We start from the raw sequence: 19,668 nt of genomic DNA, 5'->3' as shown, positions 1-19,668 counted from the left end.
CCTACGCAAATAATTTCAGAAATCAAATCGGATTGCTATAGTGTCCGTCTAATTAGCTAAATCAAAAAACTTCTAAGAGTTTTTACTACGTAAAACCGGACAGACTTAAACTTTAATTCAAGGCAGGGAGAGGTTTGTCGAACTCACCAGATGTCTAAAGTGCATTTAGCCATTTGTGAGTTAGTGACTTCTAATCTGAAAGCGCTGTGGGATTTTTGCTTTTAAAACTCTCCGGCTAAGGCTGCAACGCATCGATCGCAAATTAGGGGATGTTCTGCTGATTCTCCCACATGGGTGGAGTAGTTCCAACAGCGATCGCATTTTTGCCCATCTGCTTTGTAAACCTGAACATATATTTCAGCATCGTCTCCTTCCACAGAAATGGGTTCAGATGGAACTTCTACTTGAGAAGCTAAAAATAGATAACGTAACTCATCTACACCATTACTTTTTTCAACTGAGCCGTGAGTATTATTAAGATTGAGAGCTTGTAAACGTTGACGCAATCTCTCATCAAAAACATGCACCACAACTTTCGCTTCTAAAGAAGATCCAATTGTCTTTTGCAATCGATATTTTTCTAGAGTTTTGTTGACCTGATCGCGAATTTTTCGTAACTCTGTCCAAGATTCCGCTAATTCTGGATTACGCCATTTTTGGTCTACCTGCACCCAACCAGCTTCAAACACCGATTTGTAAGGTGTTTTATAAGGGAGATATTGCCAGATATCTTCGGCAGTATGGCATAATACTGGAGCGATCGCTCGTGCTAGATTATCTAAAGCTATTTTCAGCACCGTTTGACAACTGCGACGGCGGAAAGCATTGGTTGCACTGATGTACAGCCTATCTTTGGCAACATCTAAATAAAAGTTGGATAAATCCACCACGCAGAAATTCTGCACTGTTTGGAAAAAGCGGAAGAATTGGAAACTCTCAAAGGCTTCAGTGACTTCCTCAAACACTTCGCTGATGCGGTGCAGCATATAACGGTCAAGTTCTGGCAATTCCTCGAAAGCTACTGCATCTTTTTCCGGGTCAAAATCATCCAAGCTACCCAACAAAAACCGCGCCGTATTGCGAATTTTGCCTCTAACATCATTCATCTGCTTGATGATGTTTTTACCAATGCGGACATCGCCGGAGTAATCAACCGATGATACCCACAATCTCAATACATCTGCACCGTAGGCTGGTTCTAATTTTTGATTTTTCCCGCCTTCAATAATTGTATTTGGGTCAACCACATTTCCTTCTGACTTGCTCATCTTCCGCCCTTGTTCGTCCAAAGCAAAGCCGTGAGTTAGCACAGTTTTGTAAGGCGCAATATCATTCACTGCTACACTGGTGAGCAAGCTTGACTGAAACCAGCCCCGATGTTGGTCGGAACCTTCCAAATATATATCAGCAGGGTAGCGTAACTCTGGACGCTGTTGGACGACAGCCGCCCAAGATGAGCCAGAATCAAACCATACATCCATTGTGTCTGTACCTCTGCGGTAAGACTTGCCATTTTGGCGATAGGATTCTGGTAATAACTCCTCAACTGAGAGTTCCCACCAAGCATCAGAACCTTTTTCTGCGATAATTCCTTGGACGTGATTGATAATTTCTTCATTCAGCAGTGGTTCTCCCGTAGCTTCATCGTAGAAAACGGGAATGGGTACACCCCAAGCACGTTGACGAGAGATACACCAATCGGAACGTTCCGCCACCATTGGCGTAATCCGATTTTCACCTTGGGCTGGAATCCATTTTACCGTGGCGATCGCCTTTAATGCTTCTTCTCTAAATCCTTCCACGGAAGCAAACCATTGTTCGGTAGCGCGGAAAATTGTCGGCTTCTTCGTCCGCCAATCATAGGGATATTTGTGGGGGTATGCTTCTTCCTTCAACAAAGAACCAGCCGCACTTAAGGCATCAATCACCGCCTGATTCCCATCACCCAGCACATTTAACCCCGCAAATTGTCCCGCTTCTTCGGTAAAATTGCCATTGTCATCCACTGGCGCAAGGATGGGCAAACCGTAGCGCTGACCAACGATGTAATCTTCTTGACCATGACCGGGTGCAGTATGTACCAACCCAGTACCCGATTCAGTAGTAATGTAATCACCACCCACAACAATCGGACTTTCCCGGTCAAATAAAGGATGACGGTAAGTAGTATGTTCTAAATCATTCCCCTTAAACGTGGCTTTTACAGTTAACTCAACTCCCAACGTTGAAGATAAACGTTCCACTAAATCAGCAGCAACGATGAGATAGCGAAACCTCACCCCCTCAGTCCCCCTCTCCGTTAACGGAGAGGGGGAAGCCACTTCCTCACTCCCCCTCCCTGCTTGCGGGGAGGGGGTTGGGGGGTGGGGTTCCACTTCCACCACTGCATAATTTAAATCTGCATTTACCGCCACCGCCAAATTCGCCGGAATTGTCCAAGGTGTAGTCGTCCAGATAGCCACACCCAAATCTGACAAATATTCCGCCAACAGTGGTTTTACAGCTGACGCCAAACCTGTGATTGGAAAAGCTGCATAGATACTGCGGGAAACGTGACCTTCTGGATATTCCAACTCAGCTTCAGCCAAAGCGGTTTTAGAACTCGGACTCCAGTGAACAGGCTTCAAACCGCGATAGATGTAGCCTTTTAAGAACATCTGACCAAACACGCCAATTTGCGCCGCTTCATATTCCGGCTTCAAAGTTAGATAAGGGTTGTCCCAATCACCCCAAATACCGTAGCGTTTAAAACTTTGACACTGGTTATCTACCGTAGTTAGGGCAAATTCTTTCGCTTTTTGGCGCAGTTGTAAAGGCGTTAAGTTTTGCCGTTCTCCTGACTTCATGTTCTGCAAAACTTTTAACTCAATTGGCAACCCGTGACAATCCCAACCAGGGACGTAGCGAACTTTACGCCCTTGTAGTAGTTGGTAGCGATTAATAATATCTTTGAGAATTTTATTTAAAGCGTGACCAATATGGAGTGAGCCATTAGCGTAGGGAGGCCCATCGTGCAGTATAAATAATTCGCCGGGGTTATTTTCAAAGAGGCGATCGTAAATTTTATTTTCTTCCCAAAATTTTTGGATTTCAGGCTCACGCTTGATGGCGTTTGCCCGCATCTCAAAGTTAGTCTTGGGTAGGTTTACAGTATCTTTGTACTTTCCTGATTCGGTCACAGTCTCATGCCTAGAATTAGGTGTGCAGGTTTTATCAATTATAGAAGATGGCATGAAAACCAAAATTCGCTATTTTAACGTGAGTTCGAGAAACCTCTCCCTGTATTGAATTTTCGTTAATAAAGTTGTAAATAAAAGATAGGATTCCACAAGGGCGACACCGATAGCGTAGTGTTAGCGACGCAGGAGCGTCATAGCCCGTCGTAGACATCGCCACTATAAAATTCAGATGGATTAAACGTAGGTTGGGTTGACGTAAGGAAACCCAACATACGTTTAATGCACAAATTTAGCCTTGACACGGCACTAGATTTATGCAGTCTGTGGATTATTGCAGCAAAGGAGTTGTACCGTTACCGTTAATTGACGCATTCGCAATTGCAGCTTGAGCAGGTTGACTGGCAAGAACCGCTACAATTGGAGCAGCTTTTGAACTAGATTGTTTATTTCTTTTTCCATTAGAGCCGCCAGCCTTGGAATACTGTATACTGTTTCTGCCGTAGACACTTGCAACTCCACTCAGCATTCGTTCAGACATTTCCGAGAGGGCTTTATCCATCTGGATTATTGTTTTACGCGATTCTTCAAGATTAGACACAAGCGTGTTATGAGCTTCTAACGTCGCACGGGTAGTGTTGACGAAGTGGTTGTAGGCTTCAATGGTTAATCCATGTCCTAAATCCAGATTTTCATCAACGGATTTAAGCAAGGCGAGACGAAGTTGGGCTTTGTCAACAGCAGCAGAACCACGAGTTCTTAAAGACATGAGATATCCTTTTTTTTAAGAATTCCTTTTTCAACATAGTGGAGTATCCTTTTGCCTGAGATGGGTAGTTTTGTGGATTTATTTCATTAAAAGTTAAACTAAATAATTACGAGTTTATCTGTATTTTTACTCATTTTTCATATCGATTTGTTGTTTGAGAATAAGTGCAATCAGCAAATGCGAACGCCAAATCAACAAATGCGAACGCCGAATCAACAAATGCGAACGCCGAATCAACAAATGCGAACGCTAAATCAACAAATGCGAACGCCGAATCAACAAATGCGAACGCTAAATCAACAAATGCGAACGCCGAATCAACAAATGCGAACGCCGAATCAACAAATGCGAACGCTAAATCAACAAATGCGAACCCCGAATCAACAAATGTGAACGCCGAATCAACATTAGAAAGAAAAAATTAGAACATCTAATTCCTCCTTTTTATAAGCTCCGGTGTACACAAGTCGAATTACCCCCCTTAATCCCCCCTTAGAAAGGGGGGAAAAAAGAAATCTAGTTCCCTCCCCTTTATAAGGGGAGGGTTAGGGTGGGGTAACTTCCTTCAACCTACAAATAACTTCGCTAATCTTATCCACCACACTATCAATATCTTGATAAACTTCTTGATTCGTAAATCTCAAAATCCTCGTACCTTTTGATGACAAAAATGCTTGGCGATCGCGGTCATATTCTGGAATTCCATCTTGATAGTGACTATCACCATCAATTTCTATGGCAAGTCTCAATTCCGAAGAATAAAAATCCACTACAAATCTGTCAATACTGTATTGTCTGCGAAATTTACAGCTTTCAATTTGTTGATTTCTAAGTTTTGCCCACACTATTTTTTCAGATGGGGGCATATTGTTTCTGAGAGTTTGCCGTTTTTGCTTTTCTGAGGTTTGGTTATACAGTTTTGTCATCAGCGTTTTCATATTCCTGGAATGTGCTTATTATTCCCTGGATTACCCCCCTTAATCCCCCCTTGTAAAGGGGGGAAATAAGAAATCTTGTTCCCTCCCCTTTACAAGGGGAGGGTTAGAGAGGGGTAATTCATGTGAAGGGGGTTGGGGGGATCAAAAGCCTCCCTTAATCCCCCCTTTACAAGGGGGGAAATAAGAAATCTTGTTCCCTCCCCTTTACAAGGGAGGGTTAGAGAGGGGTAATTCATGTGAAGGGGGTTGGGGGGATCAAAAGCCTGTAGCGCAACTCTAGAAGATTTGTGCGTACACCGTAGCTCCGACTCGGAGAGGGACGGTTTTGCCTAGTAAAACCAGGGAAAGGTTTTTAGACGATTAGGGGACTAATCAGGAATTTTGTGGAGATTGAGAGTTAACCAACATAAAGTAGTATACTTTTTTGGGTTCGCCTAAAGCTATCTAAAGGTTTCGTTTAAAAACAAATAATTTTGGGGTTGCTCTAATGCTAAGTCCTGTAATAACAGTCAGTATCTTTCAAAAACAACCCGATCCTAAAGCATTTTCAGCAGGCGAAGTCATCTTTGAAGAAGGACAGTCTGGTGATAAAATGTACGGCATTCTGGAAGGACAGGTAGATATAGTAGTCAATGGCAAGGTTGTAGAAACCATTGAAACGGGCGAAGTTTTTGGGGCTGGAATACTTGTAGGAGTAAAAAATAGAAATTACACAGCTATTGCCAAGGTGGATACCAAACTAGGTTTCCTTTATCAAGAAGGGTTTCTCTTTGCCGTTCAGGAAACACCTATGTTTGCCGTACAGGTGATGAAAAGTTACTCAGAGCGTCTGAGTCGTTTGCAGCGTATGCTCTAAATCACCTCAGGAGGCAGAACCAAAACTAAAAATCTGCTGCTACTCTTAGCTTCTCTCCTGAAGACCATAATTTATGTATGCTCTGGCAAGGTGAGGTCAGAAGTCAGGATAACTGTAGATTGGACTTCTGACTTCTTTAATGATGTATTTCATTCATCGGAGAATTCCTGTATTGCTATCCAATAGAAAGATAAAGTGAAAGGTGCAAAATTTACCGGAGGTAGCAATGGCGCGTAAACGGTTGATTATCGAGATGGGGATGGGAATCGATCAGCATGGACAAGATCCAACAGTAGCAGCATCTAGGGCGGTACGGAATGCGATCGCTCACAATGCTTTACCTGGTGTTTGGGAAGTTGCCGGTTTAAGTCACCCCAATGAAATGATTATAGAGGTTCAGGTAGCAGTGCCATACCCAGAACAAGTTAGAGAAGAAGAGGTACTAGCTGTACTACCATTTGGTCGGAAAACTCTCACCGTAGAATCTGGGGGGATGATAGTTCAAGGGCGGGCGATTCCCGAACTCAATGATAAAAATGACGAAATGTTGATTGCGATCGCAGCTGTTACAGTTCTGATCGAAAATGAGTAGCTGAGGTCAAAGCTGCAACATTTACTTAATAAAATGACACATCTCCAAGAGCAACACTGGGAAAAATTATTTGGATACCTGACCAGAGAAGGCCAGTCTATGTATGGTATATGGACTGTTTACTCCCCAGAAAAAGAAGTCATCAAGTCTTCTCAAGGTATTAGAAATTTGCGTTCCAATGCCGATAAAACGGTCATTACTCACACAAATCAGTTCCCTTCACCAGACGGGAGGATGCTAGAAAAACAATGGCAAATTGAGAAGGAAACTTGTAATCAGCCTGATGGATTATTGCATCCAGCAGACCCATCTAAAAGGGCATTAGCTCTTGTTGATTATGGTTCCAGTACTTGGGTTAAGAGAAAACTGGAATCGGGACGTAGTTTCTCAGTTGAGTTATTTTTAAAGCATAAAGATTGGAATACTAGCATAGGTAGTATCTATACAGAAAATGGTGATTTAGAGAAAATTCTCCATCTGCGCGAACATTTAAATAGTTTTCCCAACAGCAAAACAAGCGCGGAAATAACCAGTTTGTCAGGAAGTTGGATGGGCACAAAAAAATCTATCACTTCTGATTTAAAAATTTCCGATGCAGAAGAAATTAGCGAGATGATTTTAGACCCTACCAATGGGAAAAATGATACTTTCTACTTACCCGATGGTGTCGTTGTAAATATTCCTAAAAATTTGCGTGTGGGAGAGGAGTTTGAGATAGTAGCCGGTAAGCTAGTCGCAGAAAATGAGTATAAACGCCTCACAGCTAAATACGATCATTCCGGTACATTTATATTGTTGATTTCTGAGTTATTTCGGTTGCAAGATTAGTAGCTAAAACAGTTGGCTGATAATTACCAGGGTTGACATTTTTATGAGATATTTACATCAGTTTTACTGAGAAAGTTGCTAGGGAAAAATTTTTATATGCAGGAGATTAGCGTGTACATCCTATTTTGTTACAACGCGGCATTCGCAAATATGATGTATCTCGTTTTACAAGCTCCACTCTAGAAATACTCTATCTTTGGGACTAAGGATTTGCTGATCTAAAGGGATAAAATTATAGAAACCTGGAAAAAAGTATGTCATTAGAAACAGAGACACTACAGGCGACACCACCAACTTCTACCTTTGAAACACTTGAGGAGAAGCAAGAATTTAACTGGAGGCAATGCTGGTATCCTGTCACCTTTGTCCAAGACTTACCTGCCAATCGCCCTCATAGCTTTTCCTTGTACGATGAACCTTTGGTTTTATTCAAAGACCAAAATGGACAGTTTATCTGTTTAACAGATCGTTGTCCTCACCGTGCAGCTAGACTTTCTGATGGACAAATTATTGACGGTAAAATTGAGTGCTTATATCACGGTTGGCAGTTTGGCAGTGATGGTCAATGTCTGCACGTTCCCCAATTACCAGCAGATGCTAAAATTCCAGTCAATGCTTGCGTGCCATCCTTTAAAGTTGTAGAACGCCAAGGCATGATTTGGGTGTGGGCTGGCGAAAAAGAAACTGCTGTTGATGAAATTATCCCAATTCTGCCAGATTTAGATAAGCCAGGATTCGTGCGTTCAGACTTTATATTGGATCTGCCTTATGACCAAGCATACCTAGTAGAGAACGTCATAGATCCTGCTCATGTTGCTATTAGCCATCATGGTACTAGGGGTGGTAGTAATCGGAAAAATGCCCAGCCGCTAGAAATGGAAGTACTAGAGAGTTCGGCTCAAGGGATTCGAGGCAGGTGGCGGGGAACTAACAAATCAAATGAAGCCTGGAAGTATATTGATTTTGTGGCTCCAAGTCTTGTACTGAACACTGCTTATATTGAAGATAAAGGCTGGACATTTGGACTAGCTTTGTATTCAATTCCTTTAGGTAAAGGGCGATGCCGTCTTTTAGCTAGAGGTTATCGTAATTTCATGACTTGGGGAGTCAAGCTGAGGCCACGCTGGCTCGATCACTTAAATACTAACAAAATATTGGAGCAAGATTTGCCCCTGATTGCCGGACAGCAGTCAGAAATTGAGCGTTTGGGAACAAGTCTCAAAGAACTATATTTGCCGCTGAAAACATCTGACACATTAGTGATTGAGTACCGCAAGTGGCTAGATAAATTCGGGTCATCTTTGCCTTTTTATCACGGTTATTCCACATTGAAAAATGTTGAGAATGGCGAGTTGAATTCAAAACCAATTTTGTTAGATAGATTCTCACGACACACACTTATTTGTAGTTCATGCAATCGAGCTTATCAAGTGACAAATACGGTCAAACAAAGTTGTATAGGGGTAGCGATCGCTCTAGCTGCTGTAGCAATCCTTGCAGATGATTCGAGAATCCGAATAGCAGCAATATCGGTTTCTATAGTAGCAGTTGTAATGTCCGTTATGGCTGAGACACTCAAAACTCACTTTGAGCGTTCCTACACTCGTCACTAAAATTAGGGATTAGGGATTGGGGATTGGGGGCTGGAATCAAAATTCTTTCCAACACTTAATCTTTAATCTATAATTTTAGTCATGATCGAGTTAGCGGCTCTGCGCTAAAGTAAAAATATTGGGATAAAAATCTCTGGCAGTAAGTTCAATACACCACTAATCTTTACCACTGCGGCGATAATGTCTCAAGAGTATAACGAATCACTCCAACTTCAGGAGATCACCAAACTCAAACCGAAACACTTTGCTGATTTAGTCAGATCAGCACAATTGATTTTTGACCCCACAGCCGGAGTTTCGGGAAGAAATATCACAGTTGACTGGGAACAATTCGGAATTCCCCATGATGTGGCAGACAATCTCAGATCACTTGGTCAGCAGTACCAATATGCATCTCCTCACATCCCTGTTGAAGTCATTTGGAGTAAATTAACTCCCGAAACTCGTATTTGGTTCGTTCAAAACAAAGATAGGTTGTGGGAGCTTGAGGAAGCTTTCCCAGCCCTTGACGAAGATTAAACGGCTGAATCATTGAAAGGAATATAAATTATTTGTAGGGGCATAATAATCATTGTGTCCCTATCCTGTCTCTATAGCGATTCTTGTGTAAGTTGACTTATGCGATCGCATTAGCTTGAGTCCATAGTTAAATTAATAAAAAAACTTGTATCGATGAATCACAGCCTAAGTGTTGCTCCCAGCCTGGAAGAACACAATCATGAAAATCCTGTTGTTACCAAACAACAGCTATTTACGAAGCAACTAATTGTCCTTGTCTTGGAAATGCTTCTGGCATTACCTCTGGGTTTACTCCTCACCAAGTTCCAAATTGGCAGGATTGCCTGGATATTTGGCGGCATTGCCGCTGGTACAGTAGTTCTTCAAGGGTGTCGAATTTTTTATCAATATTCCCCCCAACCTAACCGCACTGCTAGAAAAGTGGGAATGGCACTTGTAGGCTTAACTGTCGGCGCTTCCAATGCCCACGGTAATCTAGCTAGTGTTGCTTCTAGTATTCCCATATTTATTTTTCTGACCTTGTTTCTGCTACTGAGTGGAAGTTGTATTGGTTACATTTACTCCCGCCTCAGCAAAACCAACCTATTAACAGCAATGCTGGCTACAGTTCCGGGTGGTGTCGGAATTATGGCAGCGATCGCCGCCGATTACAATAAAAATGTTAGCTTGGTTGCCCTAGTTCAAGCGATTCGCGTCACCTCAGTTGTTGTTCTAATTCCCTTCATCGCTAAGACATCAACAGATAATTACTATCCCCAAACACTCCCAATCAACGCTGCTTGGCTCAATCCCGATCCATCTCAACTAGAATTACTTTTGGTAGTACTCCTAATCACTGGATTAGTAGTTTATCCAGCTATATTATTTAAAATTCCTGCTGGCGATTTCTTTGGTGCATTATTGATTGGTATCGGCTTTAATCCTTTGTTACATTGGTTGCCTTTTGTGGGTGATATTAGCTTTAGTCCGCCGCCTTTAATTAACTTATTGGGTCAAATGCTCCTGGGAATTACTATTGGTGAGTATTGGGGAGACAAACCCAACTTTAGGACGCGGACTGTCGGCTATGCCTTGATGTCTGTAGGGATGACTCTCATAGCCGGAGCGATCGCTGCTATACTTGCGATGCAATTAACCTCTTGGGACTGGTTAACCTGTCTGTTAGTCACAGCGCCAGGAGGATCAGCAGAAATGATCCTGGTTTCCCTGGCATTGAATCATAATGTTGAAATTGTCACAACTGGTCATTTAGTGCGACTAATTGCGATTAACAGTTCCCTACCACTTTGGGTGTTTTTGTTTCGCCGTCTGGATGAGAAACTTTCAGAACCAGTTTAATTATGGTTTATCGAATCGCCCCTGAGATACCTCACCCTGGTTTTGCTTCCGCCAAACCTGTCCCTCTCCTTACTAAGGCTACGGTGTACACACAAGTCCTAAAAACCTAGCTTGATTAGGCTTGACTCGTTCCCATGCTCTGCATGAGGAATGCATTCATTGAGTCTCTGACTCAATATCTGACTGGAGGCAGCAGCCTCTAATCAACCATTTCTAGCTCTGCATGGGAACGAGAGAACAAGGAGAAATGAGAAATCGAGCTTTTTTCGACTTGTGTGTACACCGTAGCCTTACTAAGGAGAGGGATGTCGATCAGGATAGAGTGAGGTTTTAAGGACTTTTAGATAAGCTGAGATAAAACTCCTAACTCCCTTTCAAATACTAAGGATGCTTTAGATGGTTGCTCAAATCCAAGAACTTGAAGCGCAGCACTGGATTAAAACTCGTTCTTCCCTCGACCCTAGCGAATCCACTTTCCTGATTTGGAAAGGTAAAATTTACGCCTTTATCCCCGGTGAAAAAAGACAACTCCTGTTTAAGATGCTGGGATTGAGTGTTAGCCGATGTATTCCTACAGGAGAAGGTAGCTGGGATTTTACTTCTAGGGAACTAACTTACTACCTCAACCCAAAAACAGATGAGGTTTTGCCCAAATGGGAGAATCCTTGGACAGGGGAGACAGTTCCGGTGATTCACGTTGCCAATAATCCAGTGCAGGGTAAGTTTGAGGGAAATTTTCCCGCACAAGTAGATGGTGACAGCACAACCTTCGTTTTTGATATATTTCCCTATTACCCCAATCCCCTAGCAGACGATCCAAAATTTGCCGAATACAGCCCAAATCCAATTTATCAGGCAGCAGAATTATTTAAATTAACAGTGCCAACCGCAGATTTATTCAACACAGCCCTTTCCTCAGTTTCTGAACTCAAACTGAGTTGGGAGCGGATTGGTCAATGGCTTCCCTGGATGAAAATGGGCGATCGCCCCGGTCAACTGATCTACAGTGCTGTTGGCAGCAAAGTCAATGGTTTAACAGAACTGCCGCCACTGCTGCAAGACGAAATTAATAACCGTATTCCTTTATATAAACAAGCCCCAAAAGCATTAATAGATGGGGAAGATATGACTTCCTGGTTGTACTTCCAAAAGCATTTTCAAGCTTACTTGGCTGGTGAAATCTTCCCACTTCCCCAAGCAGAAGAATTATGAGAAGGAGTCATTTGTCATTAGTTATTCTCTGCCCTATATGGAGTTAAGATTATGACCCAAACGTTGCCCAAATTACTCACATTCAATCAATTTATCGAATAGTTATTGAAGTTGTTTCAATCAACTGGCGAGATGGTTGCTACAATAAACTTAGGGATTATGCTCGCGTAGCGTCTCGTAGAGAAGAAATGGGCATTCCCGAATATTGGATTGCTGATTATGCTGCATTGGGTGCAAGAAAGTTCATCGGCAATCCTAAACAACCCACTATTTTTGTATGCGAATTAGTTGATGGGGAATATCAAATGACACCATTTCAAGATAACACCACAATTTCATCACCTACCTTTCCCCAATTAAATTTAACTGCACAGCAGATTTTTAATGTGGCTAACTAATTTATATTGCATCATTTATAACCCACATCCTGCCATAATTCATTATTAATCTGCACTAAGATATACAGCGTTTTTCAGGTAAATGAGGTATACAGGTAGGGGCACAACAATGTTCATTGGTGTCAACTTAAGGTAAAAACCTACCTAGAACCAGCTTTTAGATTGTCTCGTTGTCTCGTTCCCAGTCTCCGACTGGGAATGCCATTCTAGAGGCTCCGCCTCAACACTAGCGGCAGAGCCGCAATTGAAGTGCATTTCCAGCCAGAGGCTAGAAACGAGGTTTTAAAGGAATTTTTGCTTAAGTAATAAATTTTAGATTGTTCAATCGAAAATCTAAATGTCTCCTTCAATCAAATCTCGCCTCTTAACCTGAACAATCAAATAGATGTAAACCTAACCGTTGGGAAAGTTCTTCACACACCTTCACCCCCCGTACACTATTACCACGCACATCCAACAACGGTGAAAACACGCCAATGCCCATCTTATTGGGTACAACGGCGATAATCCCACCACAAATTCCGCTTTTCGCCGGAATCCCAATTTTATAAGCCCACTCACCTGCAAAGTTGTACATCCCACAGGTATACATCACACTCAGAATATCTTTGATGTAATGCTTATCTATCGCCCGTTCTTTGCTAATCGGGTTAATACCTCTGTTAGCAAGGGTAGCCGCCATCACCGCTAAGTCTTGGCAATTCACCATCACAGCACACTGTTGAAAATAAAGATCCAGCGACTCTTCAATATTCCGGTCAATCATACCAAAGTTGAGCATCAGATGCGCCATTGCGCGGTTGCGATGCCCTGTACTCCGTTCTGAGGTAAAAACTGAAATGTCAACGAACACGTCGCGGCCAATATATCGCTGGAACATATCTAGCATTCGGTTGAGGCGTTCGGTTGGGCCGGAACCTCTGATTAAGCTGGTGGTAGCGATCGCTCCAGCATTTACCATTGGATTATAAGGTCGCTTCGATTGCTCATCCAAAATAATCGCGTTGAATGCATCCCCTGTCGGTTCCACGCCAACTCTAGTCAAAACATAATCCAGCCCATGATCTTCTAAGGCAAGTCCATAAGCAAACACTTTGGAAATTGACTGAATGGTAAAAAGTTGGTCGTAGTCCCCAACTTTGTAAACCTCACCATCTACTGTCACAATACAAATGCTGAACAAGTCCGGGTTTACCTTTGCCAGTTCAGGAATGTATTTCGCTACTGCACCCTCCCGCAGTGACTTGTACTGGGAATGCAACTCGTTGAGAACAGCTAATAATGGCGATGATTCTATTTCTAAATCTCCTTGATTTGCTTGGTTTGTCATCAGGCTGATCGCATTTCCCAAAATTCCTACTACATATAGTAGGAATCTACATCTTTACATCCCTACAGTTGCAAAGATTTTTGAACAGACAGCTTGCTCTAAAAAATCATTCTTGAGTAATTACTTAGGGTAAAAGATAGCTATTGTATTTTTTAATACATTTAAATTTTATCTCCAAGCGATCGCAAAGATTTGCTAATTTTTTCATCATTAATTAGAAAAAATATTCAGTTGAGTATTACCCTTTTTTTTATACTCAGTAACACGGTAATCATAGGTTACATTTATTACTACCTGTAGTCTAGTCATAGAGAATAAAAGTCATGATTAATCTAGGTACAAAAAACCTTGAAAAAAGATATTAAACTCAAACTGATTTGCATAATTATCTCAGATGTAACTCCTATGACGACTTATTCATAGGTAAATCTAAATATTTAATTAAATAAGTTATTTTAAGTATTTATGCCGATGCCATTTAATTAAATTTATATTATCTTCTTAGAGGAAATAGCCAAAAGAGATGTTATCTAGAATACACGAGTAGTTGCGAACCTTTAGAACCTAAGTGAATAGGGTATCGTCACTTTGGCGTGCAATAAGCGTAAAGTTTTTTTAAGAAATTTTTGACTTGCCGAAAAAAGCGTTACATAGCCAAAGTCCTCATTTGGGAAAGGTTTGACCCTTGAAATTGGAATTGGAATTTGAAAAAGTTGCCGATAATTACGCTAAAACCCTGATCCCCAAGTTAAAAGGTTCATGCTAGTCTGTTGCAGTTATAAATAACAAAGTGAAAACGGAACGAATTCGAGTTTTTCAGGAGGGAAATCACTCTCATTAGTGAAAAATCCCGCGAGTTATAAAACTTAAGTTCTACAGTCGCTTTAAAAACGGACGCATGAATCAAAGACATTTGTGGATTATTGTTGCCCTGTCTATGGCTGTTTTGGGCATACCCTCTATCGGTTGCACTCAAACCACCAAGGGAAATGCGCTAGCTTCCCAAAAATCACCTGCCCCTGATGTGGTGAAGGTGGGCGAGTATCAATCCAGAGCAGGGAAACAAACCTTGGATGCTGTGATTACAGAAATTCATCCTCACAACATTGGAGGACGTAAGGCGGCAACCCTTTTTATCCGAAATATACCTGTTCTCACCTTTTTGAGTTCTGTATCGAATACGAATCTTGAAACTAAAAAAATTGGTGCAATTGGAGATACTGGGGGCGTACAATCGTACGCCCTTATTGCTAGCAATTCACTAAAGACGGTGAGTACCGGGAACGTAACGGCTGTGAGTAATCAGATTAGCTCTGTTGACAATGACCCGGTTCAGATAGCTGGTGTAATAGCAGCTAAGATCAACCAGTTGAATCGGGAAAATGTGGACGGGAGTAAGATTACCGTCAGTTGGAAAGCAGGGCGCGAATCTACAGTTGCTAATCAAGCGCAAAACAAAAGCGCCCCCCTCCAGCAAAATGGCGATCGCTATGCAATCAAAATTAATGGCGAAGAATTGGTCGAAATCAACGAAGGTACGCGATTAGCAGGTACCACCAACAATCTGGCGCAAGATGCATTGCAAGCAACTAATCGCCTGCGGAGGCTATTAGGCAATGCATCTCCCTTAAAAGAAATTGCGAATTTACCAGTGCATATACCACTATCAATGCCAAAGTTGCCAAAGTTGCCACAAGAGCTTTCCATCGGCGGAGTGCGAATCTCTTTCAGAGGCATGGCTTCCTATTACGGCTATGATGGTTCTGGTAATTGTACTGCTAGTGGTCAGAGGTTCAATCCAGAAGGAATGACTGCCGCCCATCGTAGCTTACCCTTTGGTACGCAAGTCCGTGTAACTAACACCCGCAATGGTCGTTCTGTAGTAGTGCGGATTAATGACCGAGGTCCATACGTTCGGGGTCGAGTCATAGACCTGTCTGCTGGCGCGGCTCGGATTTTGGGAATGATGGGCAGCGGTGTAGCACCAGTGCATATTGAAGTCTTGGGGAAATAATTATTAGGGAGTAGGGAGTAGGGAGTAGGGAGTAGGGAGTAGGGAGTAGGGAGTGGGGAGTAGGGAGTATAACCATACCCAATGCCCAATGCCCAATGCCCAATGCTCAATGCTCAATCCCCGCTCCCCACTCCCCAATCCCCATAACAATTCCCCTAGTTTAATCATCTCTTCCCTCTATTTCAGATATAAACTAACGGGGGAGGGATCGATAAGAACTAGGGGTATTTTTGTGCGCCTGCTGACAACAGTCGCAGCTTTACGCTGCTATTTAACTAAACGCTGCTCAGAAAACAAGCTGATTGCAGTTACTGAGGATCTGAGAGTAGATGAGATGACTGGCTGGTATCAGACGGCAGTCGGTCTGGTGCCAACGATGGGGAATTTGCATCAAGGTCATTTAAGCATGATTCGACGGGCGCGGCAAGAAAATTCTATGGTGATTGTGAGTATTTTCGTCAATCCCCTGCAATTCGCTCCCAATGAGGATTATCAACGCTACCCCCGCACTTTAGAGCAAGACCAACAACTTTGCGAACAAGCTGGGGTAGATGCAATTTTTGCGCCGACTCCGGAAGAAATGGCAGTTCCTCAGAAGAGTATACAAGAATCAAAGGTTACACAAGTTATCCCCCCATCTGCTATGATAACTGGCTTGTGTGGTCGTTCTCGGCTAGGTCACTTTCAGGGTGTCGCTACGATTGTGACCAAACTTTTCAACTTGGTACAGCCTGACCGTGCCTACTTTGGTCAAAAGGATGGTCAGCAACTGGCAATTATTAAACGCTTAGTAGCTGACTTAAATTTGCCAGTGGAGATTGTTGGTTGTCCAATAGTCCGGGAAGCTTCGGGTCTTGCCTTCAGTTCTCGTAATCAATATTTGACTGCAACGGCAAAAGAGCAGGCAGCGGTGTTATATCGTGGCTTGCGACGAGCTGAAGCTGCATTCATTGCAGGCGATCGCAATAGCAACAAGTTGATAGCAATAGTACAGCAAGAAGTGGCAATGGTCAGCACGGTTTTAGTGGAATATATTGAATTGGTTGAACCGACTACGTTGATGTCTTTAGAAAAAGTTGAGGAGGAAGGAATGTTGGCGATCGCAGCTCGTCTTGGTGCTACACGTTTGATTGACAATACGATATTGCGCGATCGTCAACCCATTATTGCCATTGATGGCCCAGCTGGTGCTGGAAAATCTACAGTGGCGCGGCAAGTGGCAGCAAACCTGGGTTTAGTGTATTTAGATACAGGAGCAATGTACCGTGCTGTCACTTGGTTAGTAGTGCAAAAAGGGATTGCTATTGACGATGAGTGTGCGATCGCGGAATTAACTAACCAGTGTAAAATTGAACTTACTCCTAACCCCGATTTACAATCATCCGTGCGGGTTTGGATTAACGGTACTGATATTACCCAGGTAATTCGCAGGATTGAGGTAACATCTCTTGTATCGGCGATCGCGGCACAAAGCGCTGTCCGTCAAGCACTGGTTAAACAACAGCAAAACTGGGGCAAAAGAGGTGGTTTAGTAGCTGAAGGACGGGATATCGGCACTCATGTGTTCCCCGATGCCGAAGTTAAAATCTTCTTAACCGCTTCTGTGAGTGAACGCGCCCGTCGCCGCCAGGAAGACTTTAACAAACAAGGTCAACCCGAAGTGAGTTTAGAGCAGCTGGAACGCGACATTGCCGAACGTGACTGGAAAGATAGTACACGCAAAGTTTCGCCTTTACAAAAAGCAGCAGATGCGATCGAAGTTCAAACCGATGGTTTGGACGTGTCTGAAGTCACGGCACAAATCGTTAACTATTATCAGCAACGCTTATCTCAGTGGTAATCACCGCTATTTGCTGTTAGTTTTTTCGTTTCCAAGGGTGGTGGGTGAGTCATTATTCACTTACCATCCTCAAAACTGCATTTAAAAACAAAATAGATAATTTTAATATTGACTATATTCATTGAAAATCAAGCCTTGTACTAGAAATGTTAGATTATTTAAGTATTAAATCATCTCGCTTTCGGCTGATTTTTCACATCGCAATTAATCCTACTAAAGATAGAAGTATGAAAACTCTAATTCCTAAATGCTAGTTACTTATTGGCCTTTCGCTATGAGATATTAGTCATTTTTATTTAGATTCATTAATTACTAGCGATTTGACTTATCAGAGCAGTACTTTGTTTTCATCTTCACTTGATCTTCATTTTGGTAGTAAAATGACGAAGTTAAGTTTTATGTTTCATCATTAAAGACATAAAACCCCCAATCAAAGAAAAGCTGTTAATTTCCCAAGCTTCTGCAATAGTTTAAGACTGGAAACCGATAAAGAGAGGATTTCACACAATGGTATTTGTACAAGAACCACTACCCTTTGACAAGAATGCTCTAGAGCCATATGGCATGAAAGCTGAGACTTTCGAGTATCACTATGGCAAACATCACAAAGCTTATGTAGACAACCTCAATAAGCTCACCGAAGGTACAGAACTTGCTGATAAGTCTCTGGAAGAGGTGATCAAAATTTCCTTCCAAGACTCCTCTAAGGTGGGAATTTTCAACAATGCTGCCCAAGTTTGGAACCACACCTTCTTCTGGAATTCCTTGAAACCAAAAGGTGGCGGCGCACCCACCGGTGATCTCGCAGCCAAAATTGATAAAGATTTTGGTAGCTTCGACAAATTCAAGGAAGAGTTCTCTAACGCCGCCGCAACTCAATTCGGCAGCGGATGGTCTTGGTTGATTGATGATGGTGGTACGCTGAAGGTGATCAAAACACCAAATGCAGAAAACCCACTAGCTCATGGTAAGAAGGCACTCCTAACCTTGGATGTTTGGGAACACGCCTACTACATCGACCATAAAAACGCCCGTCCAGCGTTCATCAAGAATTTCCTAGACAAGTTGGCCAACTGGGACTTTGCTGCTGAAAACTTGGCTAAAGCTTAATAGGACTTACGCACTGAAAACCTGAAACTTCGTTCGCGTAGCGTGCGCTTCGCGCATTCCCCCCTAACCCCCTTAAAAAGGGGGGGATCTGAAAAGCCCCCTTTTTAAGGGGGTTGGGGGATCTCTTTTACGTAAGTCCTAACAATCAGTTAATTGACCAATCTTGTTAGCAGTCACGAACTAGTCTCGTGGCTGTTTTTGGTTGACTGTTGAGGGGATGGGGGAGATGAGGGAGCAAAATCTAGCTTTTCTGAGAATTGCGATTCATGATGACCGGGATAATGCTGTTGGTTTTGGGTCACGAATCGTAAAATAGCATTTAGCTTTAACCTGGGACATACTCTATTTGCCCCAGGTTAGAGCTAAAAATTTTGAAACCTGGACTTAGGAGTAAAAACAATGGTGCAAGCTGTACAACAAGAACTGACACTAGAAAAGGTAAATAAAGCTATTGAGGCAATCCTCAATGTTTTGGATGTTCCCGAACCCGGAAATGATTTACACGCCAAGGCTTTATCTGCCTTTGTAAATGGCGATTATCAAACTGTAAAGCGGTTAGCCTCGACCAATTTATCTGATTGTTATGTTAAGGCACTGGGTTATTTAGGTGGGGCTTTGAAGTTAACGCCAAACACTGACACAATTCTGGCAGAGTCGGCACGGGCAGCAGCTGACTTTGCACGAGAGAGAACATTACGTAAACTTGGGGCTGCGATCGCATCTGCACTCAACTAATAATTTTTCTGAGAGGAAACGCAGAGGCACAGAGAGAAAAAACGAGTATACATTTTATTAAATTTGAGCAAATGTCAAAAAATGAGCTAACGGGCAGTAGTAAAGAACTAGCGCAATACATCGAAGCAACGAGTAGTATCACTAAACCTTGGCTATTGGTACAACTGCGCCTCAAAAAATTGCAAGAGCGTCGAGCCACCCTTACAAACGATGTCTACACTAAAGAATTAGAAGATATTTACCAAGACTTAATGAATTTGGGTGAATGGTGGCGCGGTATTGAAGATGAGGTATTTTAAAGTGAGTAGTTATGAGTTTTCCTAACTTTTAACAGACGCGATTAATCGCGTCTCTACTTCTCACTCCTGTACAGACGCGATTAATCGCGTCTCTACTCCTC

General features: G+C 42.5%; 17 protein-coding genes and 1 pseudogene. 14 read left to right on the top strand and 4 right to left on the bottom strand.

The genetic code is table 11. The features are described 5' to 3' along the window. Positions 1-221: 221 nt before the first annotated feature. Together ileS and V7K30_RS08240 are read right to left on the bottom strand one after the other, a co-directional pair. A complete protein-coding gene (ileS, locus tag V7K30_RS08245; RefSeq protein WP_334998713.1) occupies positions 222-3,179 on the bottom strand; it encodes an isoleucine--tRNA ligase in 2,958 nt (985 codons plus the stop codon). A gap of 328 nt (positions 3,180-3,507) precedes the next feature. Then, positions 3,508-3,945: a hypothetical protein gene (locus tag V7K30_RS08240; RefSeq protein WP_334998616.1), complete on the bottom strand. Its 438-nt coding sequence runs from the start codon at positions 3,943-3,945 to the stop codon at positions 3,508-3,510. A 177-nt stretch (positions 3,946-4,122) separates the two neighbouring features. Here V7K30_RS08240 and V7K30_RS08235 point away from each other — a divergent pair, with 177 nt between their 5' ends. Next, positions 4,123-4,338, top strand: a complete 216-nt coding sequence (locus V7K30_RS08235) for a hypothetical protein (protein ID WP_334998615.1) — start codon at positions 4,123-4,125, stop codon at positions 4,336-4,338. A 152-nt stretch (positions 4,339-4,490) separates the two neighbouring features. Here V7K30_RS08235 and V7K30_RS08230 read toward each other — a convergent pair whose 3' ends face one another. Next, on the bottom strand, positions 4,491-4,871 hold the full coding sequence (locus tag V7K30_RS08230; protein ID WP_334998614.1) for an endonuclease domain-containing protein: 381 nt from the start codon (positions 4,869-4,871) through the stop codon (positions 4,491-4,493). A gap of 499 nt (positions 4,872-5,370) precedes the next feature. On the opposite strand from V7K30_RS08230, the gene V7K30_RS08225 reads away from it, so the two are divergent. The 8 genes and pseudogenes from V7K30_RS08225 to V7K30_RS08190 all read left to right on the top strand — a co-directional run. After that, on the top strand, positions 5,371-5,739 hold the full coding sequence (locus tag V7K30_RS08225) for a Crp/Fnr family transcriptional regulator (protein WP_334998613.1): 369 nt from the start codon (positions 5,371-5,373) through the stop codon (positions 5,737-5,739). A 226-nt stretch (positions 5,740-5,965) separates the two neighbouring features. Then, a complete protein-coding gene (locus tag V7K30_RS08220) occupies positions 5,966-6,331 on the top strand; it encodes a Lin0512 family protein (protein ID WP_334998712.1) in 366 nt (121 codons plus the stop codon). Positions 6,332-6,364: 33 nt separating this feature from the next. Then, positions 6,365-7,159: a DUF3598 family protein gene (locus V7K30_RS08215; protein WP_334998612.1), complete on the top strand. Its 795-nt coding sequence runs from the start codon at positions 6,365-6,367 to the stop codon at positions 7,157-7,159. A gap of 254 nt (positions 7,160-7,413) precedes the next feature. Then, positions 7,414-8,772: an aromatic ring-hydroxylating dioxygenase subunit alpha gene (locus V7K30_RS08210; protein WP_334998611.1), complete on the top strand. Its 1,359-nt coding sequence runs from the start codon at positions 7,414-7,416 to the stop codon at positions 8,770-8,772. Positions 8,773-8,952: 180 nt separating this feature from the next. Beyond that, positions 8,953-9,291 (top strand): hypothetical protein, encoded by a 339-nt coding sequence (locus V7K30_RS08205; protein ID WP_334998610.1) that lies wholly within the window; start codon positions 8,953-8,955, stop codon positions 9,289-9,291. A 153-nt stretch (positions 9,292-9,444) separates the two neighbouring features. Continuing rightward, positions 9,445-10,629: an AbrB family transcriptional regulator gene (locus V7K30_RS08200; protein ID WP_334998609.1), complete on the top strand. Its 1,185-nt coding sequence runs from the start codon at positions 9,445-9,447 to the stop codon at positions 10,627-10,629. Positions 10,630-11,025: 396 nt separating this feature from the next. Next, positions 11,026-11,841 carry a DUF1838 domain-containing protein gene (locus V7K30_RS08195; RefSeq protein WP_334998608.1) on the top strand — a complete coding sequence of 272 codons (816 nt, stop codon included), beginning with the start codon at positions 11,026-11,028 and terminating at the stop codon, positions 11,839-11,841. A gap of 98 nt (positions 11,842-11,939) precedes the next feature. Next, a pseudogene (locus V7K30_RS08190) lies at positions 11,940-12,239 on the top strand (Uma2 family endonuclease); the annotation flags it as partial. Between the two features lie 364 nt (positions 12,240-12,603). Here V7K30_RS08190 and glsA read toward each other — a convergent pair. Further along, a complete protein-coding gene (glsA, locus tag V7K30_RS08185; RefSeq protein WP_334998607.1) occupies positions 12,604-13,569 on the bottom strand; it encodes a glutaminase A in 966 nt (321 codons plus the stop codon). Between the two features lie 898 nt (positions 13,570-14,467). Here glsA and V7K30_RS08180 point away from each other — a divergent pair. The 5 genes from V7K30_RS08180 to V7K30_RS08160 all read left to right on the top strand — a co-directional run bounded on the left by V7K30_RS08180 (position 14,468) and on the right by V7K30_RS08160 (position 19,567). Next, entirely contained in the window at positions 14,468-15,583 is a 1,116-nt protein-coding gene (locus tag V7K30_RS08180; RefSeq protein WP_334998606.1) for a septal ring lytic transglycosylase RlpA family protein, read from the top strand. 232 nt (positions 15,584-15,815) lie between these two features. Next, a complete protein-coding gene (locus V7K30_RS08175) occupies positions 15,816-17,423 on the top strand; it encodes a bifunctional pantoate--beta-alanine ligase/(d)CMP kinase (protein ID WP_334998605.1) in 1,608 nt (535 codons plus the stop codon). A gap of 507 nt (positions 17,424-17,930) precedes the next feature. Continuing rightward, the gene (locus V7K30_RS08170; RefSeq protein ID WP_334998604.1) at positions 17,931-18,533 is read left to right on the top strand and encodes a superoxide dismutase; all 603 of its coding nucleotides are present in this window, start codon (positions 17,931-17,933) and stop codon (positions 18,531-18,533) included. A gap of 399 nt (positions 18,534-18,932) precedes the next feature. Then, entirely contained in the window at positions 18,933-19,268 is a 336-nt protein-coding gene (locus tag V7K30_RS08165) for a hypothetical protein (protein WP_334830234.1), read from the top strand. A gap of 71 nt (positions 19,269-19,339) precedes the next feature. Beyond that, positions 19,340-19,567, top strand: coding sequence for a hypothetical protein (locus V7K30_RS08160; RefSeq protein ID WP_334998603.1), 228 nt, complete (start codon positions 19,340-19,342; stop codon positions 19,565-19,567). The last annotated feature ends 101 nt before the right edge of the window (positions 19,568-19,668 follow it).

Origin of the sequence: Nostoc sp. (genome assembly GCF_036917655.1) — a bacterium.
Classification (GTDB): Bacteria; Cyanobacteriota; Cyanobacteriia; order Cyanobacteriales; family Nostocaceae; genus Nostoc.
This window is presented reverse-complemented; position numbering and strand designations above follow the sequence as displayed.